This is a genomic window from Brevundimonas sp. (assembly GCF_041919755.1).
In the GTDB taxonomy this organism is placed as follows: Bacteria; Pseudomonadota; Alphaproteobacteria; order Caulobacterales; family Caulobacteraceae; genus Brevundimonas.
On the sequence record NZ_JAYRTD010000003.1, the window covers coordinates 212,960 to 236,815 of the forward strand.

A 23,856-nucleotide genomic window follows, 5' to 3' on the forward strand; every position below is an offset into this window, starting at 1 on the left:
CTCTTCTGCGGTGGCGAGGGAAAGCGGACTGGGTCACACCTCGGGCTGAGGCGGGGCGGTGATGACTTCGACGTTGTCGTTGAGCAGATAAACCAGTTCGTCCAGTGCGACGCGGCGCTCGGCAGCGGTGGTGGCAGTTTCGACGGCGGCGACCTTTTTCGGCATGTCCTCGGAGATGCCCCGCAGGATGCATTTCAAGTCGCCGTCGGTGCCGCGCTCTTTCAGGACCAGGTGGCCCTGCATGTCCATTTCGGCCAGCGCCGTGGCCTGGACCTTGAAGTCGGCGAAGGCAGCACCGGTCAGGAAGCCGTCCTGCTCGATCAGGCCGGAGGTGCCCCAGCCCTCGGCCATGGTCTTCAGCGTGGTCGAGCGGGTGACGATGTCGACGAACAGAGGCTCGCCTGCCACCGACACCGGCGCAGAGGCCACGACGGGCGGCTGGGCCGCGGCCAGGGCCACATTCGGATCGCTGAGCAGGAGGGAAACGGCCAGGGCGACACCGCAGGACATGGCGAACCTCATCTCTATTCGGGCCGAATCACAAATCGGCGGTTGAACCCCTCTACGCCTGACCCGTAAACGAGGGTTTACCCGCCCCGTAACAGAGTGATGCCCATGCCCCCTCGCACCCAGGCCCTGGACATGCTGCGTGCCGTCGCGCGCAAGGACGAGGGCACCCGCATCGTGCACCAGTTCGCCACCGATCCGGGCCGCGTTCAGCGCATGGGCATCGAAGCGGCGGGGCTGTATCTCGACGTCTCCAAACAGTCATGGAGCCTGGAAGGCTTCGAGGCGGCGCTGGACCTGGCGCGGACCTGCGACATCGAGGGACGCAGGGATGACCTGTTCGCGGGCAAGGCGGTCAATGTGACCGAGGGCCGAGCCGTCTTGCACCCTGCGCTGCGCGCCGCCGATGACGCCGACTTCCACGCCCTGGGCGAACCGGTCTCCAGGGAAGTAGCCGAGACCCGTAACCAGATCGCCGCCTATGCCCAGGCGATCGGCTCGGGCGCGGAGGTCGGCGGCACACGCCAGCCGTTCAATGCGATCGTCCACATCGGCATCGGCGGATCGGATCTGGGCCCGCGTTTGCTGTGGGAGGCGCTGAAGCCGCTGGAGCCGACGATCCAGTTGCGCTTCGTGGCCAATATCGATCCCCGCGACATGGCCGAGGCCCTGGCGGGACTGGACCCGGAGACGACGCTGATCGTGGTGGTGTCCAAGACCTTTACGACCCAGGAGACGTTGGCCAATGCCGAACTGGCCAAGGCGTGGTTGGCCGAGAGCCTGTCGCCGCGCCGCATGGTCAAGCATCTGGTCGGGGTCACCGCCGCGCCGGAGAAAGCCGAAGCCTGGGGATGTGGCCGCACCTTCGGTTTCCGCGACTGGGTCGGCGGGCGTTATTCGCTGTGGTCGTCGGTCAGCCTGTCGGTCGCCGTGGCCCTGGGCTGGGACGTGTTCCAGCGGGTGCTGGACGGCGCGCGGGCCATGGACCAGCATTTCCTGGAGGCCTCGCCCGAGGTGAATGCGCCGATCGTGCTGGCGCTCGCCCAAATCTACAATGTCGAGGGCCGCGCCAGGCATGCCCGTACCGTCGCCCCCTACGCCCACGGCCTGCGTCGTCTGCCCGCCTTCCTGCAGCAGCTTGAGATGGAGTCGAACGGCAAGCGGGTGAAGCGCGACGGCACCCCCGTCGATACGGCCACAGGTCCCATCGTCTTCGGCGAACCAGGAACGAATGGCCAGCACGCCTTTTTCCAACAGATCCATCAGGGGCCGATGGTGGTCCCGGCCGAACTCGTGGTGGTCGGCCATACGTCCGAGGCCGCCGTGGACGCTCGCGAAGGCGATGCGCCCCTGTGGTCCAATGCCCTGGCCCAGGCCCAGGCTCTGATGATCGGCAAGACGGAGGCCCAGGCGCGGGCCGAACTGATTGCGGCGGGCGCGGACGAGGCGGAAGCCGACCGCCTGGCCCCACACAAGACTTTCCCGGGCGACCGGCCCTCGACCACCATCCTGATGGACTCTCTGAGCCCCGAGGCGGTCGGCGCTCTTCTGGCGCTTTATGAGCACAAGACCTTCGTCGAGGGTGTGATCTGGGACATCAACAGCTTCGACCAATGGGGCGTCGAACTGGGCAAACAACTGGCAAAGGCTGTGCTGACGGACGTTCAGAACGGCGAACCGTCGGAAGGACTGGACGCCTCGACGGCAGAACTGATGAAGCGGCTGATGGTCTGAATCCGGATGCAGAAAGGGCGGGGACCCGAAGATCCCCGCCCCATCCTCGCCTTCGACGGCCGGTCCTACTCACGCGACCGGCAGGAGGCTGTTACCAGCGACGGTCGTAACGGTAGTCGCGGTTGTAGCGGCGCTCGTCGCGGCGATCGCGACGGTATTCGCGGTAATCACGACGCTGCTCCCAGCGCGGGTCGCGGCTGTTGATGCCGTGCTCGCGCTCCCAATGGCCCTGGTTCCGGTAGCAGCGGCCCCCGCGGTAGTAGCCGCAGTCCGAACTGTTGTTGGACGATACGGCCCCCAGGGCAGCGCCGGCCAGTGCACCACCGGCGATATAGCTGCCATCACCCTGGCCGATCAGGGCTCCGGCCAGACCGCCGACAACGGCACCAACCACGGCGTCGCGGCCCGTATTGTTGTCGCGATCGCGGTAGCTCTGGGCGTCGGCGGGGCTGGCCGACATCAGGGTGAGCGCCGCCGCACCGATGACGGCCGGCGAAGCAAGGGCGATCTTGGAAAACATGGTCATGATCATTCCTTCCGGACTGTTTCGTGCGGCACCATGCCGAACATGACCCAGATTCTAGACGGCTCAGCCTGAACGGCCTGCGAGGCGGTCGTTCATTGCGCGTTCATCGCAAAGTCACGGATCGGAGGCGGCCTGATCAGCGAATGCGGGCAAGAATGCCCCGCGGCGCTTGACGCGCGCGGGTGCCCCCCCTACTTCCCCGGCGCGTTAGCACTCTCGGGTGGCGGCTGCCAAAACGGCCGATCCGGGGGAACTGACGAAGAATCCTTAGAAGACTTCATCGGAGAACACACAGATGGCGTTTCGTCCCCTCGGCGATCGCGTGCTGGTCAAGCGCGTGGAAGAAGAATCCAAGACCAAGGGCGGGATCATCATCCCCGACACCGCCAAGGAAAAGCCCCAGGAAGGCGAAGTCGTCGCCGTCGGACCCGGCGTCCGTGACGAGCGCGGCACCGTCAATGCCCTGGAGCTGAAGGCCGGCGACCGCATCCTGTTCGGCAAGTGGTCGGGCACCGAGGTCAAGCTGGAAGGCGAAGATCTGATCATCATGAAGGAATCCGACGTCCTGGGCGTGCTGTCCTAAGCCCCCCGCGTCGATCCTCTTTTCCCTGACAATCCAAGCTTAGGAGCTGCCTGATGGCTGCCAAACAAGTTCAATTCTCTACCGACGCGCGCGAGAAGATGCTGCGCGGCGTCAACGTCCTGGCCAATGCGGTCAAGGTCACCCTGGGTCCCAAGGGCCGCAACGTCGTCATCCAGAAGTCCTTCGGTGCCCCGCGCTCGACCAAGGACGGTGTCTCGGTCGCCAAGGAAATCGAGCTGGAAGACGCCTTCGAGAACATGGGCGCCCAGATGATCCGCGAAGTCGCTTCGAAGACGAACGACAAGGCGGGTGACGGCACCACCACCGCGACCGTTCTGGCACAGTCCATCGTGCAGGAAGGCCTGAAGTCCGTCGCCGCCGGCATGAACCCGATGGACCTGAAGCGCGGCATCGACAAAGCCGTGGCCGCCGTCATCGCCGACATCAAGACCTCTTCCAAGAAGGTCTCGGCCAACTCCGAAATCGCCCAGGTCGGCACCATCTCGGCCAACGGTGACTCCGAGGTCGGCGAGATGATCGCCAAGGCCATGGAAAAGGTCGGCAACGAAGGCGTCATCACGGTTGAAGAGGCCAAGACCGCCGAGACCGAGCTGGACGTCGTCGAAGGCATGCAGTTCGACCGCGGCTACCTGTCGCCCTACTTCATCACCAACGCCGACAAAATGCAGGTCGAGCTCGAAGAGCCGATGATTCTGCTGCACGAGAAGAAGCTGTCGTCGCTGCAGGCCATGCTGCCGATCCTGGAAGCCGTGGTCCAGTCGGGTCGCCCGCTGGTCATCATCGCCGAGGACATCGAAGGCGAGGCTCTGGCCACCCTGGTGGTCAACAAGCTGCGCGGCGGCCTGCGCGTCGCCGCCGTCAAGGCTCCGGGCTTCGGTGACCGCCGCAAGGCCATGCTGGAAGACATCGCCGTCCTGACGGGCGGCCAGGTCATTTCGGAAGACCTGGGCATCAAGCTGGAAAACGTCACCCTCGACATGCTGGGCAAGGCCAAGAAGGTCACGATCACCAAGGACGACACCACCATCGTGGACGGCGTCGGCGGCAAGGACGAGATCGAGGCCCGCATCGGCCAGATCAAGCGCCAGATCGAGGACACCACTTCGGACTACGACAAGGAAAAGCTGCAGGAACGTCTGGCCAAGCTGGCCGGCGGCGTTGCGGTCATCCGCGTCGGTGGCTCGACCGAGGTCGAGGTCAAGGAGAAGAAGGACCGCGTCGACGACGCGCTGAACGCCACGCGTGCAGCCGTTGAAGAAGGCATCGTCCCCGGCGGTGGTATCGCCCTGCTTAAGGCGACCAAGGCCCTGGAAGGCATGACCGGCGACAACGCCGATCAGACCGCCGGCATCGCCATCATCCGCCGCGCTATCCAGGCCCCGATCCGTCAGATCTCGGAAAACGCCGGGGTCGAAGGCTCGATCGTGGTCGGCAAGGTGTTGGAGAACGCCGACAAGTCGTTCGGCTTCAATGCCCAGACCGAGCAGTACGGCGACCTAGTGCAGATGGGCGTGATCGACCCTGCCAAGGTGGTCCGCACCGCGCTGCAGGACGCCGCCTCCGTGGCCGGCATCCTGATCACGACCGAAGCCGCTGTCGCCGACGCGCCCAAGAAGGCGTCCGGCGGCGGTGCCCCCGACATGGGCGGCATGGGCGGCGGCATGGGCGGCATGGACTTCTGATCCACGCCTGCTCACGCTGAACCAACAGGAGGGCGGGTCCGGAAACGGGCCCGCCTCTTTGCTGTCCGACGGATTCACTCGTCAGGCGCGTTGATGGATCGGGGGCGGCAAGGAGACGGCGGATGTCACAGAGTGCCAGCCTGAACGCAGCCATTGCCCTGACCCGGTTCGGTCTGGGGGCGCGAGCCGGAGAGATAGAGGCCGTCGGCGACGACGCGCATGGCTGGCTGACGGCGCAGATCAGGCCGGGCGGTGCGCCGCTGCCGCAGGGCGACCTGCCGACCACTGATGAGCGGGTGCAGGACTGGCTCGCCTATCAGCAGACGGGCCAGCAGAGGAGACAGATTCGTCGTCAGGAAAGCGCGGTCTCCGGAACTGTCACGCCCGATGGTGCCATGGCTGAGCCTATGGCCGAGGGTGCGGCGATGTCGGCTATGGCGCAACAGGGACAGAGCCCGGCTCAGACCGCGCCTATGTCGGACGAGGCTCAGGCCGCCTTCGATGCACGGCGCGAGAGCCGGCGCGATCTGGCGCAGGAGACGGCGCGGGAGTTTGTGGCCCGGGCCGATCTGGGGGCGACGACGCCCGACGGATTCGCAGAACGCTGGGCCCTGTTCTGGGCCAATGCCTTCACGGTATCCGCGACCAAATTCCAGTCCGGCGTCTTCATCGGCCCCTATGAGCGCGAGGCCATCCGGCCGCATGTGTTTGGTCGGTTCGAGGACCTGGTGCTGGCGGCCGAGAGTCATCCGGCCATGCTGACCTATCTGGATCAGGCCCAATCCGTGGGCCCTAACAGCGTCGCGGGCCAGAGGCGCAATGCCGGGCTGAACGAGAATCTGGCGCGGGAAATCCTGGAGTTGCACACTTTGGGTTCTGACGGCGGCTACACCCAGGCCGACGTGACCGAACTGGCGCGGGCGCTGACCGGCTGGTCGATTCCCACCGGTCGCGGCGGTAGCGGACAGGGTCGAGGCCAAGGCAGGGGTCAGGGCGGGGGTCAGGGGCGCGGCAGACGCGCCGCCGCCATGGCCGAGGCACCCGCCGGGAACGGCTTTGTCTTTCGTGCGGTCGTCCACGAACCCGGCACGCGGACGGTTCTGGGCAAAACCTATGCGGAAGGCGGTGCCGAACAGGGTCGGGCGATCCTGCGTGACCTCGCCAATACGCCGCAGACGGCCCGCAGGTTGAGCCACAACCTGGCCCGCCATTTCGTGGCCGATGAGCCGCCGCCGACCCTGGTGCAGAAGCTGGAGGCGGCCTGGACGTCGTCACGCGGCGACCTGGCGCAGGTAGCGCGCGCCTTGATCGAGGCCCCGGAGGCATGGGAGCCGCAGGCCTCCAAGATCAAGACGCCCTATGAGTTCATCGTCTCTACCCACCGTGCGCTCGGCACCCGGCCACAGCGGCCGCAACCCTTGCAGCAGGCCCTGGTCCAGATGGGGCAACCGGCCTTTTCCGCCCCCTCGCCCGAAGGCTGGCCCGACACGGCGGCGGACTGGGCGGGTCCGGATGCCCTGGTCAAGCGGCTGAACTGGGCCAAAACCGTCGGCGATCGCGCCACCGACACCGACGCCGAGGCCGTGGCTGCGGCCGCCCTGGGTCCGCGTCTGGGCGAGCGCAGTCGACTGGCCATCGCCCGCGCGGAGAGCCGTGCCGAAGCCCTGACCCTGTTCCTGATGTCGCCGGAGTTCCAACGTCGATGACCCAGATGATCCAGATGAACCGCCGCCTGCTGCTGGGCGGCCTTGGGGCCGCCGGTGTCGGCCTGGCCTATGCCGGACGGGTGGCGGCGCAATCGGCCTCGACCCGGCCCAAGCTGGTCGTCGTCATCGCACGCGGAGCCATGGACGGGCTGTCGGTGACGGTCCCCTATGGCGATGCCCACTATCGCGCCTTGCGCGGAGCGCTGGCCATCGGCGCGCCCGGAGAGGCGGACGGGGCGTTGGCCCTGTCCGAGGGCTTTGGCCTGCACCCGGCCCTTACGACCCTGCATCAGATTTATGGCGAGGGGCAGATGCGGTTCGCGCCTGCCGTCGCCATCCCAGTCCGCATCCGCTCGCATTTTGATGCCCAAGACGTTCTGGAGAACGGCGGCGAGGGTTTGAGAGCGCAATCCGACGGCTGGCTGAACCGTGCGCTGGTTTCGTCAGGCGGTCAGGGGGCGCTGAAAGGCCTGTCGATCGGCGCGCAGACGCCGCTGATCCTGCGCGGTCGGGCCGAGACCTCCAGCTGGGCCCCCGGCGGTCAGGTCAAGGGCGAGGACCGCATAGCCTCCCTGCTGCAGGACCTCTATGTCGAGGATCCGATGCTAGGCACGAGCTTGGCGCGCGGGCTGGAGACCGAGGCGCTGGCCTCGGCCATGAGCGATGGCACGCCCCTGCGCCGGGCCGATGTCGCCGGTCTGGGTCAGGCGGTCGCAAGGCTGATGACCGGCGATCAGGGGGCCGATGTCGTGGCCCTGTCGGTCGACGGTTGGGACACCCATGCACGCCAGAATGCGCAGCTGCAGACCCGGCTGGACGGGCTGGACGCCCTGATCGGAGGCATCCGTACCGGCCTGGGGCCGCAATGGAGCCAGACCGTGCTGGTGGTCGCCACCGAATTCGGGCGTACCGCGCGCGTCAACGGCACCCAAGGCACCGATCACGGCACGGCCTCATCCCTGCTGCTGGCGGGTGGAGCGCTCAAGCCCGGCGGGCCCATCGACGACTGGCCGACCCTGGCCGACAACCGCCTGTTCGAGAACCGCGACCTGGCCCCGACACTGGATGTGCGGTCTGTGTTCAAGGGGGTGCTGCGCGACCACCTGGGTGTGGACCGGGCCGCACTGGATGCCCGCGTCTTCCCCGACAGCGCGGCCGAGGCTCCGGCCCTCACAGGGTTGGTCTAGGCCTCAGTCCTCCAGCGGGGGCAGGCCGGCTTCCTTGCGGGCGGCGGCGGCGGCCTTCTTTTCGGCCTTGGCGGCGGCTTTCTCGGCGGCCTTCTTGGCCTCGGCGCGCTCGCGTTCCTGACGCTCGAAACTGTAGTTGGGCTTACGGGCCATGAAGGAAGGTCTTTCACTTTTTGGCGCTGGCAGCGCGACGTTCCTGACAAGGTGGGGCAAGCGGGCGTGGGGGACAACCTCTACCGTGGGCGGACGGTCAATCGACGGCAACGATCTCCACCGTCTGGCCCGCAACAACCGCCTCGTCGCCGACGCGCTTTCCCATCAGGGCGACCGACAGGGGCGAGACGTGGCTGACGGAGCCGCTGGCGGGATCGGCCTCGTCCTCGCCGGTGATGCGCCACGTCTGGGTGCGGCCGTCGTCGCGTTCGATGGTGACGGAGCCGCCAAAGCGGACGCGGCCATCGGGCTGGGTCTCCACCAGCTGGGCCGAGGCGCGGCGGGCGGACCAGTAGCGCAGGTCGCGCGTGGCGCGCGCCATGGCGGTGCGGTCGACCTCGATGTCCCCGTGCGCCTGGGCCGCGGAATAGGCGGCGCGCGCGGAGGCCAGGGCGTCGTCGATCGCGGCCAGGCCCGAGGGGGTGACCAGATTGGGGTGGGGCGAAATGGGACGGTCGGGAAGGTCGGCGGCCGTGGCCTCCAGATCCTCCTCGCGGGTGAAGGCGACACTCATGCGACAGAAGATAGGCGTTGATGACGCTTGCCGCTAGGAAGACGCCATGACCGACCGCGCCGCCTCACCAACCGTCCACGTCATCGGGGCAGGACCCGCAGGGTTGATGGCGGCCGAGCGGCTGGCACGGGCCGGGGTGGCGGTCGTGTCGCATGACGCCATGCCGTCGGTCGGGCGCAAGCTGCTGATGGCCGGACGCGGCGGGCTGAACCTGACCCATTCCGAAGGGATCGAGGCCTTCACGGCGCGGTACCGCGAGGCGTCAGCAACGGCGGCCTCGTGGCTGGAGCAGTTTTCGCCGACACATCTGATTGGCTGGGCCGAGGGGCTGGGCCAGCCGGTGTTCACGGGGTCGTCGGGGCGGGTCTTTCCGCGCGCGATGAAGGCCTCGCCGTTGCTGAGGGCCTGGCTGGGACGACTGGCGGAGCTGGGGGTCGAGGTGCGGACGCGCTCGCGCTGGATCGGGCGGCGCGACGGCGGCTTTGTCTTTGCCACACCCGACGGCGAGCGGATCGAGCGGCCTGATGCGGTGGTGCTGGCGCTGGGCGGCGCCAGTTGGCCGAGACTGGGGTCGGACGGAGCCTGGCGCGAGGGTTTGATGGCGGACGGGGTCGAGGTCGCGCCGTTCCGCCCCTCCAACGTCGGCTTCGACCTGGCCTGGACCGAGATTTTCGCCGAGCGTTTCGCGGGCCAGCCGCTGAAGCCCATCGCCCTGACCCACGATGGCGAGACGGTGCGCGGCGAGGCCATGATCACCCGCTACGGTCTGGAAGGCGGCGCGGTCTATGCCCTGTCGGCAGGCCTGCGCGATGCGATCGAGCGCGACGGCACCACCACCGTCGTCGTCGACCTGCGGCCCGACCTCAGCGAGGAAGCGCTGGCCCAGCGGCTGGCTAGGCCGCGCGGCAAGGACAGCGTCACAAACTGGCTGAGAAAGGCCGGCGGCCTGTCACCGGTGGCGGTCGGCCTGCTGCGCGAAATTCCCGGCGAGCTGCCGCTGGGTACCGAAAAGCTGGCCAAGCGGATCAAGGCGGTGCGCCTGACCCTGACCGGGGTTCAGGGACTGGATCGGGCCATATCCTCGGCGGGCGGCATTCGTCTGGATCAGGTCGACGAGGGCCTGATGCTGAAGGCCCTGCCTGGTGTCTTCGTGGCCGGAGAAATGCTGGACTGGGAGGCCCCGACCGGTGGCTATCTGTTGCAGGCGACGATGGCCTCGGGTGTCGTGGCGGCGGACGGGGTGCTGGCCTGGCTGGCGCGTGACGCAGACGACGCCGCTCGCTAGAACCCTTGCATGACCGACCTGCCTGACATCCAGGGCCTGTGCCCGCCGCGCTTCGCCGCCGTGAAGGACGCCTTCGCCGCCAACTTCACCGATGCGCCCGAGGGGCTGAACGAACAGGGCGCGCGGTTCAGCGTCTGTATCGACGGCGAGGTGGTCATCGATCTGATGGGCGGTTGGGCCGATGCGGCGCGGACCGTGGCCTATGGTCCCGAGACCCTGACCCCCGTCTTCTCGACCGGCAAGGCGGTGATGGCGACCCTGATCGCCACCTGCGTGGAGCGCGGCCTGCTGGACTATGACGCGCCGGTCTCTCGCTACTGGCCCGCCTTTGGTCAGAACGGCAAGGAGGCCATCACCGTCGCCCAGATGATGAGCCATCAGTCGGGCCTGCCCGGTTTTTCGGAGGCGGTCGATCCGACCATCTGGTTCGACCGGCCGGCGGTGCTGGACCAGCTGTGCGCCCAGGCTCCCATGTGGCCGCCGGGCACGGCCAGCGGCTATCACCCCATCACCATCGGCTATCTGGCGGGTGAGCTGTTCCGCATCGTGGACGGGCGAACGATGGGCACGGCCCTGCGTCAGGATTTTCCGGGCCTGGACCTGTGGATCGGCCTGCCCGAGGCCGAGCATGGGCGGGTGGCCCAGATGCGCAAGCCCGCCTCGGCTCCTGATCTGGGCGTCATCGATGCGGTCAAGCGCGCGGCGTTTCTGGACAAGGGCTCGGCCCCCGGCGGGCGGGGCTCGACCGAATGGCGGACCATGGAGATTCCATCGGCCAATATGCACGCCACCGCCGCCGATCTGGCGCGGTTCATGAGCGTGCTGACAACGGGCGCGCTGGACGGGCGGACGGTTCTGTCACCCGATACGCTGAACCAGATGCGCCGTGAGCGGATCGCGGGGCTGGACCGGGTCGTGCCCTTCGATGTCAGCTGGGCGGCGGGAGTGATGCGCAACGAGCGGCTGAACATCTTCGGTCCCAAGCCGGAGACGCTGGGACACTGTGGCTGGGGCGGCAGCTGCGCCCTGGCTGATCCGGGCGCGCGGGTGTCGGCGGCCTATGTCATGACCCGCCAGTCGCCGCACCTGCTGGGCGACCCGCGCGCGACGCGCCTGATCGAAGCGCTTACGCTTCCCGCTGACGGCTGCGGTCCTCGGCGGGATCGTCCAGCAGGCCGGGCTCCGGGGCGACGACAGCCTTGCGCCGCGACCGGACGGCTCCGATGGCGAAGACGACGGCCCCGGCCCAGATGAAGGCGAACGATATGGCCCGCAGCAGGCCGAAGGGTTCGCCCTGACTGACTCCGATGACGAAAACGATGGTAGGGGCCAGGAACTGCAGGAAACCCATGGTCGACAGCGGCATGCGGCGCGCGGCCCAGGCGAACAGCACCATCGGCACCACGGTGATCGGCCCGGCCGCCAGGAGCCACAGGGTCGCCGCCGTCGACTGGCCGAAATGGCCCTGACTCTGGGACGCGATCCAAAGCACCCAGGCCAGGCCGGGCCCGGCCAGCAGCAGGCATTCCAGGAACAGGCCGCTCTGGGCGTCCACGGACACCCGCTTGCGGATCACCCCATAGGCACAGAACGTCGTGGCCAGCAGCAGAGACACCCAGGGCAGATGCCCCAGGGCCACGGCCTGAAGCACCACCCCGCAGCCGGCCAGGGCGATGGCGATCATGCCCGTGCGCGTGATCTTCTCGCGGAACAGCCAGGCCCCCGCCGCCATGTTGAGCAGGGGGTTGAGGTAATAGCCCAGGCTGGCGTCCAGCGTCCGGCCGTTGTTCACGGCGATGACATAGGTGGTCCAGTTCACCGCGATCAGCGTCGTCGATAGAGCGATCCAGCCCATGACGCGTGGCGAACGCAGGGCCTGCATCACCTGCCCGCCCTGACGGACCACCAGCACCAGCGCCCCGGCCCACAGCACGGCCCAGGCGGTGCGGTGGGCCATGATCTCGAACGCGTCGGCCCCGGCCCGGTCCATCGCCTGGAACACCAGCGGGATGAAGCCCCAGATGGCGTAGCAGGCGACGCCCGCGATCAGGGCCTTGCGATCCTCCCCGGCCGGGGCGGTGGTCACGACCTCAGACCGTCAGGGTGCGATAGCCCGACGACGGCTTGATCGTCCCGGTCTCGTCCAGCAGCTGAGCAATCTGGACGGCGTTCAGGGCCGCGCCCTTGCGCAGGTTGTCCCCCACGATCCACAGCATCAGGCCGTTCTCGACCGAGGGGTCCTTGCGGATGCGGCTGACGTAGACGTCGTGTTCGCCGGCGGCATCGACGGGGGTGATGTAGCCGTCGTGCTCCTGCTTATCGATGACCTGGATGCCGGGCGCATCGCGCAGGATGGCGCGGGCCTCGTCCGGAGTGATCGGCTTGTCGAACTCCAGCGCCACCGCCTCGGAGTGTCCGACGAAGACTGGCACGCGCACGCAGGTGACCGTCAGCTTGATCGACGGGTCCAGCATCTTGTGGGTCTCATTCCACATCTTGGCCTCTTCATCGGTGAAGCCGTCGTCGCGGAAGGAGCCGATGAAGGGAATGACGTTGAAGGCGATCTGTTTGGGGAACAGCTTGGGCTTGGCGTCGCCCAGGCCATAGATGGCCTTGGTCTGGTTCCACAGCTCGTCCATGCCCGCCTTGCCCGCGCCCGACACCGATTGATAGGTCGAGACCACCGCGCGCTTGATCTTCGCCGCGTCGTGCAGCGGCTTCAGAGCCACGACCAGCTGCGCCGTCGAGCAGTTGGGGTTGGCGACGATGTTTTTCTTGGTGGCCAGCTTGATGTCGTCGGGGTTCACCTCCGGCACGATCAGGGGCACGTCTGGGTCCATGCGGAAGGCCGAGGAATTGTCGATGACGATGGGACCCAGCTTGCCGATCTTCTCGGACCAGGCGCGCGAGGCGTCGCCGCCGGCGCTCATCAGGACCAGGTCGACCTGCGAGAAATCGAAGCTGTCGATATCCTGGCATTTGATCGTCTTGTCGCCCCAGGACACCTCGACACCCTTGGACCGGCGCGAGGCGACAGCGTGCATCTCGGCCACAGGGAAGTTCAGCTCTTCCAGGATGTTCAGCATTTCGCGCCCGACGTTGCCGGTAGCGCCCACGATGGCGACCTTGTAGCTCATATTGGTGTGTCCTTCGGACGCCCTATCGCTCGCCGCGCGGCGGCTCGCTGCTTGAGGGCTTTGGGGGTAGTGCGGGAGGTTCCTGCATGTAGGCCTTCCGGGACGCGAAGCAACGGTTTTTGGCGGATGAACGGTCAAGTTCACGGCTAAGTGGCATTTGGCCCCCTATGCGGCGGGTCCGGCTTCCCCCTGTTGCTAGACGCCGTTAAGCGAGGGCCATGACGTCGCGCATCCGCTCCGCCTATGACATCCGCATCGAGGAAGGGGTCATCGCGCCCGATCCGGCCCAGGCTCCGCTGATCGCGGCGATGGAGCGGCTGGAGGAGGATTTGGCCCGGCGCGGTCTGTTCGGCGGCCTGCCCGAGGTGCGGGGGCTCTACATCTGGGGTCCGCCGGGGCGGGGCAAGTCCATGCTGATGGATCTGTTCGTCACCTCGACGCCCGAGCCGAAAAAGCTGCGGGCCCACTTCCACGCCTTCATGGCCCGCATCCACGATCTGGTCCGTCAGTGGCGCGAGGGGGATGCGAAGACCCGCAAGGCCGTCTTCGGCACGCACAAGGGGGACGACCCCATTCCACCGATCGCCGCCCTGATCGCGTCGGAGGCAAGGCTGCTATGCTTTGACGAGCTGCAGGTCACCGACATCGCGGATGCCATGATCCTGGGACGGCTGTTCGAGGCTCTGTTCGAGAAGAAAGTGGTCCTGGCCGTCACCTCCAATCGCGCGCCGGACCAGCTGTATCTGAATGGCATTAACCGCCAGCTGTTCGTGCCCTTCATCGAACAGATCGAGGCGCGGTGCGAGGTCGTGTCCCTGACCGGCGACCGCGACTGGCGCCTGCATCGGCTGACTGGTGGCAAGGTCTGGTTTTCGCCCATGGACGAAGCGGCGCGACAGGGGTTCGAGGACCTGTGGAGTGACCTGCGCGGCGGCGAGCCTGAGGAGCCCGCGCACCTGACCGTCTTGGGCCGCGACGTGGTCGTTACGCGTACCGCCGGCAGCATAGCCCGCGCCACCTTCGCCGAACTATGCGGCAGACCGCTGGGCCCGCAGGACTATCTGGCCATAGCCGCGCGCTTCCATACCCTGTTCCTGGAGGATGTGCCCTTGCTGACGCCGGCTAATCAGCAGGAGGCGCGTCGCCTGGTGACCCTGATCGATGCCCTGTACGAAGCCGGGACGCGGCTCGTCACTCTGGCCGCCGCCGCGCCCGAAGCGCTTTATCCCGAGGGCGTGGGAGCATTCGAGTTCGAGCGTACCGCGTCGCGCCTGAACGAAATGCAGGCGGCCGACTGGATGACACGCGAGCGGTCGGTCTAGGCTTCGGCCTTAATTCCGCTGGACCCTGCGGTGCAACTGCATGGTCAGACAGTCTGAGAGACCTCGCCTATGCGCCTGCCCGCCCTGATCGCCGCCCTGGCCCTGAGTGCCGCTCTGCCGACTGCGTCGCTGGCCCAGACACCAACACAGACGCCCGCAGCGGCACCGGCCCCCGCCGTCGGCGTCACGGTGGCCGACGCCCGAGCCTGGCTAACGGGCTTGGGCGGATCGGTGGGTGAGCCGGAAGCGGTGACCGGCGCCCAAATCCTGCGCGTGGCCGACGAGCCCCTGCCCTGGAACCTGACCTTCTATGCCTGTTCGACCCTGTGCGATGATCTGCAGTTCAGCGCCGTCTTCACCGGCCCCCTGACCATCGAACAGGCCAATCAGTGGAACCTGCAAAGCCGCTATCTGAAAGCCGCCTTCTCTCCGGCCCCGGCGTCCGGCGGCAACCCCAGCATCGTCCTACAGTACGACGTCCTTCTGACCCAAACCGGCCCGGAGCAGCTTCAGGAGCCGACGGTCATCTGGCTCCAGCAACTGCGTGGATTTGCTCGTATGCTGACGGGCGAGACGGTGGCTCCGGCGCAGCCGTAACCGCCAGTCAGTTGGGCCACGTCTCGCGGCTGGCCCCCAGCACCTCGCCTGCGAGATACAACGAGCCGCAGATAACGACACGCCCGGCCCCGAGGGCGAGGGCCCGCGACAGGGCCTCCTGAACCGAGGTCATAGGCGTGGCCCCCAGGCCGTGACCACGTGCCACCGCTGCGAGCGCTTCGGGCTCTGCTGCTGCGCCGTCGAAGGGTACGGTGAAGACGTGGGCAGCGCTGTCGCTAAAGGCGTCAAAGAAGCCGCCCGCATCCTTGTTGCCCAACATGCCGACGATCAGGGCCAGAGGGCGAGGCGCTTTCGCCTGTCGCTGAGCCAGGGCCTCGGCCAAGGCGCGAGCGGCATGGGGGTTGTGCCCGCCGTCCAGCCACAGTTCGGCATCCGCCGCACGCGCCATCTCGCCATAGGTGCCTGTCGTGAGACGCTGCATCCGTGCGGGCCAGCGTACGGCGGTCAGGCCCTCGACGATGGCGTCCTCCGGCAGGTCCAGCTCAAGCGCCACGGCGACAGCCAGCCCGGCATTATCGATCTGATGCGCACCGACGAGCGCAGGCAGCGGCAGGTCCAGAAACCGCTCCTGATCCTGATAGGCCATACCGCCCCGCTCGGCGAAGGCGTCGAAGTCCGTGGCCATGACAGTGAGCGGGCAGTGCACCGCCTCGGCGGCCACGGTGATGGCGTCCATCGCGTCTTCGGACTGACGACCGATCAGGCCGCGCGCGCCGGGCTTGAGGATGCCCGCCTTTTCTACAGCAATGCCGCGCAGGGAGGTGCCCAGGAACTCGGCATGGTCCAGATCGACGGGGGTGATGACGCTGAGCAGCGGGCGCGCGATGACGTTGGTCGCATCCAGCACTCCGCCCAGGCCGACCTCGACGATAGCCAGGTCGGCGGGCGTCTCGCTCATGGCCAGAAAGGCGGCGGCGGTGGTGCTTTCGAAGACGGTGGCTTCGCCTCCAGAAAGCGAAGTGACGCGCTCGATCCGGTCCAGGATGGCGTTCAGCGGCGCATCCTCGATCAGCCGCCCCGCCAGCCGGATGCGCTCGTTGAACCGCACCAGATGCGGCGAGGTATAGGTGTGGACCGTCAGCCCGGCGGCCTCGGCGATGGCGCGGATGAAGGCGACGGTCGAGCCCTTGCCGTTGGTCCCGGCCACGTGAATGACCGGCGGCAACCGGTCCTGCGGATCGCCCAGGGTGGCGCAGAGCAGGCGCATCCGGTCCAGAGACAGGTCGATCCGCTGGGGATGACGGGCGCGGAGCCTTTCGGAAATCGGGTCCATCGACGCGGGATCAGGCCGCGCGACGCTGGCCGTCCATCAGCATCGACAGAATGCGTCCCAGGGTGGCCGGCAGGTCGGCGCGGGTCACGACCTTGTCGACCATGCCTTTTTCCTGAAGGTATTCGGCGCGCTGGAAACCCGGCGGCAGTTTCTCGCGGATGGTCGCCTCGATCACGCGTGGTCCGGCAAAGCCGATCAGGGCCCCCGGCTCGGCCAGATGAACGTCACCCAGCATGGCATAGCTGGCGGTCACGCCCCCGGTGGTCGGGTCGGTCAGGACGACGACGAAGGGCAGTTTTGCCGCCTTCAGCTCCTGAATGGCCAGGGTCGTGCGCGCCATCTGCATCAGGCTGAGCGCGCCCTCCTGCATGCGGGCGCCGCCGGCGGCGGTATAGCAGACCAGCGGCACGCCGCGGCTGACAGCCTCCTGTGCCGCCTTGATGAAGGCCTCGCCCGCGGCCATGCCCAGCGAGCCGCCCATGAAGGTGAAGTCCTGGACGATGACCACGGCGGGCGTCCCGGCCAGCTTGCCGAAGCCGATGGCCATGGTGTCCTTGCGGCCCGCGGCCTTGCGGGCCGCGGCCAGACGGTCCTTGTAGGGTTTGCCGTCCGAGAACTTCAGCGGATCCTCGGGCACGTCGGGCGTGTCGATTGACTGATACTTGCCCTCATCGAAGGTGGCGGCCAGGCGCGTCGGGGCGTCGATCCGCATATGACGACCCGACGGCGTGACCCACAGGCTCGCTTCCAGATCCGGGCGATACAGCATCTCGCCGCTGTCCGGATCCTTGACCCAAAGGTTGTCGGGCGTCGCATCGCGACGGTTGACGATCTTGCGCACGCCGGGAGCAAAGCGCGACAGCCAGCCGCCACGCTTTTCGGCAGGCTTGACGGCCTCGGGTTTTGCGACGGGGGCGGCGGGTTTGGTCTTGTCGATCATGGCGCGGCTTTAGACGGTTTCCGGCGTCCGCGCATCCCTGACCGCATCGGCCAGCTGGCGGACCTTGGCCAGAACGCGCGGGGCAGCAGGTTCGTTCGCGTCCAGGGCGGCGGCGACCTCGTCGACCAGAACCGAGCCGGCCACGACAGCATCGGCGACGCGGGCGATCTCGGCGGCCCGCTCGGGCGTCTTGACGCCAAAGCCGACGGCGACGGGCAAGCCCGAGGCCTTGCGCACCCGCTCGACGGCCGGGGCAACCGACAGGGCCTGGGCCTCCTTGACGCCCGTCACACCCGCGACCGAGACATAATAGACGAAGCCTGATGTCCGCTCGGCGATGATCTTCAGTCGCGCATCGTCCGAGGTCGGCGTGGCGAGGCGGATCAGGGACACCTGGGCCTCGTCCAGTGCATCCGTCAGAGGCGCAGCTTCCTCCGGCGGGCAGTCCACGACGATCACCCCATCCACACCACTGGCGGCCGCGTCGCGCGCGAAGGCCTCATAGCCGTAGGACTCGATCGGGTTGAGATAACCCATCAGGATCAGGGGTGTATGCGCGTCGCCCTGCCGAAAAGCGGCGGCGAGGTCGAGAGTGCCCTTCAGCGTCAGCCCGGCCTGAAGCCCGCGCAGTGCGGCGCGCTGGATCGGCGGACCTTCGGCCATCGGATCGCTGAACGGAAAGCCCAGTTCGATGATGTCGGCCCCGGCGGCAGGAAGGCCGCACAGGATCTCCAGTGCCTGATCGCGTGTGGGGTCTCCCGCCATGACATAGGCGACGAAACCGGCGCGGCCTTCGGCCTTCAGCGCGGCGAAGCGGGCGTCGATACGGGCTGTGGTCATGGCGCGACCGAACCGTTCGAAGTCTGACATGGCTGATCGGGTTCGACCATCAATCCGATGTAAGCGGGGATGCCTGGCGCAGGCTGGGGATGTTGCCGAAAATCCCAGAAGCCGGCCACAGTCAACCGGTCGCAGCTTGCTGCGGCGTTCGCCTTTTGAAAGAGGATGATGTTGGCCTGTCCCCCCGCCGGAATCCAGCCGGCCGAGCGGACCTGCTGTAGCTGCGCATTGAACTGGGTGGCGGCTTCTTCCATCGGAAAAGTGATGCACTGCATCGCCTGATTTCCCCGGCTGATGACGTCACGCATGCCGCCACAGTCGGGAGCGGGCGTTGTCCCTGGTACGAAGGGCAGGGTGGTGGCGGATGGGTTTTGCGAGGTTAGGGCCAGGGCGAGAGCAGCGGCGATGAAGCTCATTGTGCGGGAGCGCTTTCAGCTGGTGCGGTCGAGCAGATGTCGCCCGGAATAGTTGCGAAGGCCAAATAGGCCGGAGCGCCGGGCGCGGGAACACGGCTCTCGTCGGTGAAGGCTCTCATTTGAAATGCGTCGCATCCACCGCCATCGCGACGGCGCACGTAGACAATCAGATTCTCGTCGCCAGCGCCGACCAGCCACCCCTGTTGCGCAAAGTCGCTCGTATAGGCATCGGCCACGGCCTGCATCCCTGCCTGCGTCGATGCAACACAGAAGGCGATGCGTGCCAGCTCAGCCAAGCCACCGCACGTGGGATCGACCGTCGTCCCGGCAACATTTGGAAGCTCCACATTCAGTGCCGGGCGCGTGGTGTTTTCGGCAGCCTGAGCGGCCTGCGAGGGAGCCACTGAAAACAGGCTGGCTGAAATCGCGACGATTGCCAAAATACTCATGCGCTCAAATCTCCACGCCCAGATGGGCCGCTACGGCAAAGATATCCTTGTCGCCCCGTCCGCACATGTTGAGCACCACATCGCCGCCCTTGCCAATCTCGCTGGCGATCTCGCCGATGCGGGCCAGGGCGTGGCTGGGCTCAAGAGCCGGGATTATCCCCTCCAGCTTGGCGCACAGCTGGAACGCGTCCAGCGCCTCGGCGTCGGTGGCGGCGCGGTATTCGGCGCGGCCCATGTCCTTCAGCCAGGCATGCTCCGGCCCGATGCCGGGATAGTCCAGTCCGGCGGAGATCGAATGGCCCTCAAGGATCTGGCCGTCTTCGTCCTGAAGCAGATAGGTGCGGTTGCCGTGCAGAACGCCGGGTCGACCGCCCTGTAGCGAGGCCGCATGGTCAGGCCCGTCCAGCCCGCGGCCGGCGGCCTCGACCCCGATCAGCCGCACCCCGGCATCGTCGATGAAGGGGTGGAAAAGGCCGATGGCATTGGAGCCCCCGCCGATGGCCGCGACGCAGGCATCCGGCAACTTGCCCTTGCGGGCCAGCATGGCGGCGCGCGTCTCCTTGCCAATCACGCTCTGGAAGTCGCGGACCATGGCCGGATAGGGGTGCGGGCCAGCCGCCGTGCCGATCAGATAATAGGTGTCCTCGACATTGGTGACCCAGTCGCGCATCGCCTCGTTCATCGCGTCCTTCAGCGTGCCACGGCCCGAGGTCACCGGCACCACCTCGGCCCCCAGCAGCTTCATGCGAAAGACGTTGGGCGACTGACGCTCGACATCGGTCGCGCCCATGTAGACGACGCATTTCAGGCCGAACCGGGCGCAGACGGTGGCGGTAGCCACGCCGTGCTGACCGGCCCCGGTTTCGGCGATGATCCGTGTCTTGCCCATCCGCATGGCCAGAAGGATCTGGCCCATGCAGTTGTTCACCTTGTGCGCGCCGGTGTGGTTCAACTCATCGCGCTTGAACCAGATGTTCGCGCCTTCGAAATGGTCGGTCAGTCGCTCGGCCAGATAAAGCGGGCTGGGCCGACCGACATAGTCGGTCAGGAAGCCATCCAGCTCGGCTTGGAACGAGGGATCCGCCTTGGCCGCCTCATAGGCCGCCGTCAGCTCGTGCACGAGCGGCATCAGGGTCTCGGCGACGAACCGACCGCCATAGGGGCCGAACCGGCCCTCGGTGTCGGGCATGGCGTACTGGTTGGGGATGATGGCGTTCACAGGCGTGATCTCGCAGGCAGCGAAGGCGGAAATGCGGTCTCCGTCACACAGCCTGAAGGAACGCCGCGATCCGGGCTGCGTCCTTAACACCGGGGGCGCTTTCGACGCCAGAGGACACGTCCAGCATCGGTGCGCCACTGATCGCCGCAGCCCGGGCCGCATTCTCGGGGTTCAGTCCGCCGGCGAGGAACCAGGGGCGGAGATAGGTGCGCCCTTGCATCATGGACCAGTCGAACCGCGCGCCCATGCCGCCGGGCAGCGTCGAGCCCTCAGGCGGGCGGGCGTCGAACATCAGATGGTCGGCCACATTGTCCCAGAGATCGGCGACCTCAAGATCGGCGGGCACCGAGATAGGCAGGGCCTTGATGATCCCGGCTCCGGTCAGACTGCGCGCCTGCTCTGCCTGTTCAGGGGTCTCTCGCCCATGCAGCTGGATCAGGTCCGGTTTCAGGATCAGGGCTATCTCGGTCAGCAAGGCGTGGTCAGCGCCAACCGTCACAGCCACGATCTTCGCTCGTCCGCGCGCCCGCTCGAACAGGGTCGCGGCATGCAGCGGGTCGATGTGGCGCGGGCTTTTTGGAAACACGACCGCCCCCACGAAGGCTGCGCCATGGTCCAGCGCGGCATCCAGGGTGTCGGGCGTCGTCAGGCCGCAGATCTTGACGTCAGTCATGAGTGGCAGGTGCGCTCCCCGTCGGCGGTGGTCAAGGGGCGTAGAGGTCCGCATCCGGATCGGTCTTGCCGCGGATCGCCGCCGCGACGATTTGGCTGGCGATCACCGAATAGGTGATGCCGTTGCCCCCCAGGCCCATGACGGCCCAGCTGTGGTCCATGTCCGGAACAGGGGCGATCGAGGGCAGGCTGTCGCTGCTCTCGCCGAAGGCGGCAGCCCAGCTGTAGTCCACCTCGAACTCCAGGTCGGGAAGAATGCCTTTCAGCTTGGCGGCGATCGTGTCGCGCTTGCGCTTCCGCTTGGCCTGGTCCTCATGGGCGTCGGGCGATTCCTCGTCCTCGCCGCCGACGATCAGCCGACCGTCACCGCCCATGCGGAAATAAAGATAGGGGTCGGACGCTTCCCAGACGAGGGTGTCCTTCAGCCACCGGGGACAGGTCGCGCGCGGCTTGGAGGCCAGGGCCCAAGAGGAAATGATCCTCGCGCCCGGCGTCGGCACGCCCTCGGGGAACTCGTAGCCGCAGCAGAAGATCAGATGTTTCGCCCGCACCGCGTGGCCGGCGTCGGTCAGCAGGGTAACTCCATCCGGATCGCTCACCGCCTTCATGACTTCGACCGGAGAATAGACCCTGGCCCCGTTGGCCTCGGCCCGGCGCAGCAGGCCGGCGGCCAGACGTCCCGGATCGGCACTGGCCGAGCCCGTGTTGAATATGGCCCCGGTACGATCGATGCCGAACCTGTCGCGCAGTTCGGCGGGCCCGACATAGGTGCTGTCCAGACCGATGGCGGCGCGGGCCTCGGCCTCGGCCTCCAGCGCGCGATGCCCATAGGTGTCGCCGGCCAGATAGAGCGACGACTGTTCCTTCAGGCCGCAGACGATCCGCTCTTCGGCGACGATCCGCTTCAGCGCCTGAACCGCATCGAACGACCGCAGATAGGCCCGTCGCGCCTTCTCCGCCCCGATCTTTTCGGTCAGGGCGGTCAGCGGCAGGTCGATTTCCCACTGCAGCATGGCGGTCGACGCCAGGGTCGACCCCGTCAGCGGTGGACGACGATCCAGCACCGCCACGGAATGATCCCGGCTCAGTTCGCGTGCCATGAAGGCCCCGGTGACGCCGGCCCCGACGATGGCGACATCGACGGAGATAGCCTCCTTCAAGGGATGCACGGGTACCCCCAGGCCCGGGCTGTCCGCCCAGAGCGGTCGGCTGGTCCGCAAATCCCGCTTGTTTGTCGCGCCGCTCATGTTGGTCGTCTCCAGGGCGCAGGCTAAAGCGGCAACGAGCCTTGCGGTTCCGTCAGGCGAAAATCAGCGCAGTCTCGTCCGGCGTCATCAGCCGCCACTGGCCGGGTTCCAGGTCGCCCGGCAGGCTCAGCCCCCCGATCCGCTCGCGGTGCAGGGCTTCGACATGATTGCCGACCGCCGCGAACATGCGGCGCACCATGTGATAGCGCCCTTCCGTCACCGTCAGCCGCGCCTCGGTCGGCGACAGCACCTCCAGAGCGGCAGGCGACAGGGGCTTGTCCTCGCCCTCCAGCACCAGACCGCCCGCCTCGAACATCGCCTGTTCGGTGCCCACCAGCGGTCGGGCCAGGGTGGCGCGGTAGACCTTGGCCACATGGCGTCTGGGCGAAATCACCCGATGCAGCAGGTCGCCGTCGTCGGTCAGCAGCAAGAGGCCCGTCGTCTGCTTGTCCAGCCGCCCGATGGTCGAGATGGCCGGGTCGCGCCTACGCCAGCGGTCGGGCAGGACGTCATAGACCAGCGCCCCGTCCTCCTTGCGCGAACAGGTCATGCCCAGCGGCTTGTGCAGCATCATGACCAGCCCGGCGGGCGGGTCCAGCGGACGGCCGTCCACCTGCATCCGGCTCGGCAGATCGGGCGTGACGCTGATGCGCCTGGACACATCGGTCAGCTCGACCCCGTCCAGCATGATGCCGCCCGCCCGACCCAGCCGCGCCATCTCTGTGCGCGAGCCATACCCCATCGAGCCCAACAGCTTGTCCACTCGGCTTGTTGGGACTTTCTCGTTTGCCCTATCGCCCGTCGAGCTAGTTGAAGGCAGGGTCACTTCACTGCCTCGAACAGTTTGTAGCCGCCCGCATCGGCGACCATGCGTACGCGCTTGAAGGCGGCATTCAGCTCGGCCTCATAGGGCAGGTGCCGGTTGGCGACGCACCACAGGACGCCGCCCTTGCCCAGCATCTCGGCGGCCTTGCGGATGAAGGCCTGACCCAGGCGGCGATCCTCAGCCCCGCCGTCGTGGAAGGGCGGGTTCATGACCACGAAGTCCAGATCGCCCGCGGCGTCCAGCGTGCGAACGTCGGCCCAGTCGATGGTGACGCGGGCGTCCTCGACATTGCGCCGCGATGCCTCGACTGCGCGCCGGTCCAGATCGAGCATGTGCAGGCTCGTCACGGCGTCTGACTTCAGCACGACAATGCTCAATGCCCCGTAGCCACAGCCCAGGTCCGCCCCGCGCCCCTTCATCGGCGGCAGGTACCGGGCCAACAACAGCGATCCGGCATCGATCCGGTCCCAGGCGAAGACGCCCGGCTGTGACCAGGCGTCCAGCCCCTCGACCAGGCGCGGAGCGCCTGCCGCAATGGCTTCATCCAGACCTGTCGCCGTCTCGGGCGCGGTGACGGCACAGCGGCGATGGTGAGCCTTGGCGGTCTCTCCGACGGTGACGCCCAGCGCCTCCAGCTCCTTCTTCAGGCGCGAACCGCCCTTGTCCTTGGCCGCCATGACGTCCAGCCGCCCACCGGGCTTCAGCGCCCGCAGCGCCAGGGCCAGGGCATAGCGCCGCTCCAGCACGCCGGGCGGGGCGTAAATCATGATGTCGTCGACCGAGCCTGGCGCGACGTCTTCCAGCGAAGCCGAACCGGGGATCAGGGGTGAGACCTGGGTCGCGCTACCGGGCGGATCGAAGACAGCGGGCGGCCGGCCATAGAGGAGGGTGATGGTCATCTTGGCCTCCTTATCCGCTTTCAGGCCAGAGGCGAAGCTG

General features: G+C 67.4%; 24 protein-coding genes and 1 pseudogene. 9 read left to right on the forward strand and 16 right to left on the reverse strand.

Annotated features, from left to right (window positions below):
* Positions 1 to 33: 33 nt before the first annotated feature.
* On the reverse strand, positions 34 to 510 hold the full coding sequence (locus ACE3TH_RS06040; RefSeq protein ID WP_374598333.1) for a hypothetical protein: 477 nt from the start codon (positions 508 to 510) through the stop codon (positions 34 to 36).
* Between the two features lie 105 nt (positions 511 to 615).
* On the opposite strand from ACE3TH_RS06040, the gene pgi reads away from it, so the two are divergent.
* Positions 616 to 2,241 carry a glucose-6-phosphate isomerase gene (gene pgi, locus ACE3TH_RS06045; protein ID WP_374598335.1) on the forward strand — a complete coding sequence of 542 codons (1,626 nt, stop codon included), beginning with the start codon at positions 616 to 618 and terminating at the stop codon, positions 2,239 to 2,241.
* Positions 2,242 to 2,332: 91 nt separating this feature from the next.
* Here the strand turns inward: pgi and ACE3TH_RS06050 are convergent, their stop codons facing one another.
* A complete protein-coding gene (locus ACE3TH_RS06050; protein ID WP_374598337.1) occupies positions 2,333 to 2,767 on the reverse strand; it encodes a hypothetical protein in 435 nt (144 codons plus the stop codon).
* A gap of 295 nt (positions 2,768 to 3,062) precedes the next feature.
* Between ACE3TH_RS06050 and groES the strand changes: the two genes are divergently transcribed.
* The 4 genes from groES (at position 3,063) to ACE3TH_RS06070 (ending at position 7,946) form a co-directional block, all read left to right on the forward strand.
* Positions 3,063 to 3,350, forward strand: a complete 288-nt coding sequence (groES, locus tag ACE3TH_RS06055) for a co-chaperone GroES (RefSeq protein ID WP_292170086.1) — start codon at positions 3,063 to 3,065, stop codon at positions 3,348 to 3,350.
* Positions 3,351 to 3,403: 53 nt separating this feature from the next.
* On the forward strand, positions 3,404 to 5,053 hold the full coding sequence (gene groL / locus ACE3TH_RS06060; protein ID WP_374598339.1) for a chaperonin GroEL: 1,650 nt from the start codon (positions 3,404 to 3,406) through the stop codon (positions 5,051 to 5,053).
* A gap of 122 nt (positions 5,054 to 5,175) precedes the next feature.
* Complete coding sequence (locus ACE3TH_RS06065; RefSeq protein WP_374598341.1) at positions 5,176 to 6,759, forward strand: DUF1800 family protein; 1,584 nt, start codon at positions 5,176 to 5,178, stop codon at positions 6,757 to 6,759.
* Positions 6,756 to 7,946, forward strand: coding sequence for a DUF1501 domain-containing protein (locus tag ACE3TH_RS06070; RefSeq protein ID WP_374598343.1), 1,191 nt, complete (start codon positions 6,756 to 6,758; stop codon positions 7,944 to 7,946). The genes ACE3TH_RS06065 and ACE3TH_RS06070 overlap by 4 nt, the downstream gene beginning before the upstream one ends.
* A 3-nt stretch (positions 7,947 to 7,949) precedes the next feature.
* On the opposite strand, the gene ACE3TH_RS06075 is transcribed toward ACE3TH_RS06070, so the two are convergent.
* Positions 7,950 to 8,099: a hypothetical protein gene (locus tag ACE3TH_RS06075; RefSeq protein ID WP_296165284.1), complete on the reverse strand. Its 150-nt coding sequence runs from the start codon at positions 8,097 to 8,099 to the stop codon at positions 7,950 to 7,952.
* Between the two features lie 97 nt (positions 8,100 to 8,196).
* Positions 8,197 to 8,673 (reverse strand): transcription elongation factor GreA, encoded by a 477-nt coding sequence (greA, locus tag ACE3TH_RS06080; RefSeq protein WP_374598345.1) that lies wholly within the window; start codon positions 8,671 to 8,673, stop codon positions 8,197 to 8,199.
* A gap of 46 nt (positions 8,674 to 8,719) precedes the next feature.
* Between greA and ACE3TH_RS06085 the strand changes: the two genes are divergently transcribed.
* Positions 8,720 to 9,958 carry an NAD(P)/FAD-dependent oxidoreductase gene (locus ACE3TH_RS06085; protein WP_374598347.1) on the forward strand — a complete coding sequence of 413 codons (1,239 nt, stop codon included), beginning with the start codon at positions 8,720 to 8,722 and terminating at the stop codon, positions 9,956 to 9,958.
* Positions 9,959 to 9,967: 9 nt separating this feature from the next.
* The gene (locus tag ACE3TH_RS06090) at positions 9,968 to 11,212 is read left to right on the forward strand and encodes a serine hydrolase domain-containing protein (RefSeq protein ID WP_374598349.1); all 1,245 of its coding nucleotides are present in this window, start codon (positions 9,968 to 9,970) and stop codon (positions 11,210 to 11,212) included.
* Here the strand turns inward: ACE3TH_RS06090 and rarD are convergent.
* Positions 11,106 to 12,044: pseudogene (gene rarD / locus ACE3TH_RS06095) on the reverse strand (EamA family transporter RarD); the annotation flags it as partial. The gene ACE3TH_RS06090 and the pseudogene rarD overlap by 107 nt on opposite strands.
* A gap of 4 nt (positions 12,045 to 12,048) precedes the next feature.
* On the reverse strand, positions 12,049 to 13,095 hold the full coding sequence (locus tag ACE3TH_RS06100; protein ID WP_374598351.1) for an aspartate-semialdehyde dehydrogenase: 1,047 nt from the start codon (positions 13,093 to 13,095) through the stop codon (positions 12,049 to 12,051).
* A 218-nt stretch (positions 13,096 to 13,313) separates the two neighbouring features.
* Between ACE3TH_RS06100 and zapE the strand changes: the two genes are divergently transcribed.
* A complete protein-coding gene (gene zapE / locus ACE3TH_RS06105; protein WP_374598352.1) occupies positions 13,314 to 14,417 on the forward strand; it encodes a cell division protein ZapE in 1,104 nt (367 codons plus the stop codon).
* Between the two features lie 69 nt (positions 14,418 to 14,486).
* On the forward strand, positions 14,487 to 15,014 hold the full coding sequence (locus tag ACE3TH_RS06110; RefSeq protein ID WP_374598354.1) for a hypothetical protein: 528 nt from the start codon (positions 14,487 to 14,489) through the stop codon (positions 15,012 to 15,014).
* Positions 15,015 to 15,021: 7 nt separating this feature from the next.
* Here ACE3TH_RS06110 and ACE3TH_RS06115 read toward each other — a convergent pair whose 3' ends face one another.
* The 10 genes from ACE3TH_RS06115 to ACE3TH_RS06160 all read right to left on the reverse strand — a co-directional run bounded on the left by ACE3TH_RS06115 (position 15,022) and on the right by ACE3TH_RS06160 (position 23,816).
* Entirely contained in the window at positions 15,022 to 16,308 is a 1,287-nt protein-coding gene (locus tag ACE3TH_RS06115) for a folylpolyglutamate synthase/dihydrofolate synthase family protein (protein WP_374598356.1), read from the reverse strand.
* A 10-nt stretch (positions 16,309 to 16,318) separates the two neighbouring features.
* Complete coding sequence (gene accD, locus ACE3TH_RS06120; RefSeq protein ID WP_374598358.1) at positions 16,319 to 17,248, reverse strand: acetyl-CoA carboxylase, carboxyltransferase subunit beta; 930 nt, start codon at positions 17,246 to 17,248, stop codon at positions 16,319 to 16,321.
* Between the two features lie 9 nt (positions 17,249 to 17,257).
* Complete coding sequence (trpA, locus tag ACE3TH_RS06125) at positions 17,258 to 18,088, reverse strand: tryptophan synthase subunit alpha (RefSeq protein WP_374598559.1); 831 nt, start codon at positions 18,086 to 18,088, stop codon at positions 17,258 to 17,260.
* Entirely contained in the window at positions 18,085 to 18,504 is a 420-nt protein-coding gene (locus ACE3TH_RS06130) for a hypothetical protein (protein WP_374598360.1), read from the reverse strand. The genes trpA and ACE3TH_RS06130 overlap by 4 nt, the downstream gene beginning before the upstream one ends.
* Positions 18,501 to 18,953, reverse strand: a complete 453-nt coding sequence (locus ACE3TH_RS06135) for a hypothetical protein (protein ID WP_374598362.1) — start codon at positions 18,951 to 18,953, stop codon at positions 18,501 to 18,503. Before ACE3TH_RS06135 ends, ACE3TH_RS06130 begins: the two co-directional genes overlap by 4 nt.
* 4 nt (positions 18,954 to 18,957) lie before the next feature.
* Positions 18,958 to 20,142, reverse strand: coding sequence for a tryptophan synthase subunit beta (trpB, locus tag ACE3TH_RS06140; RefSeq protein ID WP_374598561.1), 1,185 nt, complete (start codon positions 20,140 to 20,142; stop codon positions 18,958 to 18,960).
* A 73-nt stretch (positions 20,143 to 20,215) separates the two neighbouring features.
* Positions 20,216 to 20,845, reverse strand: a complete 630-nt coding sequence (locus ACE3TH_RS06145) for a phosphoribosylanthranilate isomerase (protein ID WP_374598364.1) — start codon at positions 20,843 to 20,845, stop codon at positions 20,216 to 20,218.
* A 31-nt stretch (positions 20,846 to 20,876) separates the two neighbouring features.
* Positions 20,877 to 22,091, reverse strand: a complete 1,215-nt coding sequence (locus ACE3TH_RS06150; protein ID WP_374598366.1) for an NAD(P)/FAD-dependent oxidoreductase — start codon at positions 22,089 to 22,091, stop codon at positions 20,877 to 20,879.
* A gap of 52 nt (positions 22,092 to 22,143) precedes the next feature.
* Positions 22,144 to 22,833: a pseudouridine synthase gene (locus ACE3TH_RS06155; protein ID WP_374598563.1), complete on the reverse strand. Its 690-nt coding sequence runs from the start codon at positions 22,831 to 22,833 to the stop codon at positions 22,144 to 22,146.
* A gap of 80 nt (positions 22,834 to 22,913) precedes the next feature.
* Positions 22,914 to 23,816, reverse strand: a complete 903-nt coding sequence (locus tag ACE3TH_RS06160; RefSeq protein WP_374598368.1) for a class I SAM-dependent methyltransferase — start codon at positions 23,814 to 23,816, stop codon at positions 22,914 to 22,916.
* Positions 23,817 to 23,856 lie beyond the last annotated feature (40 nt).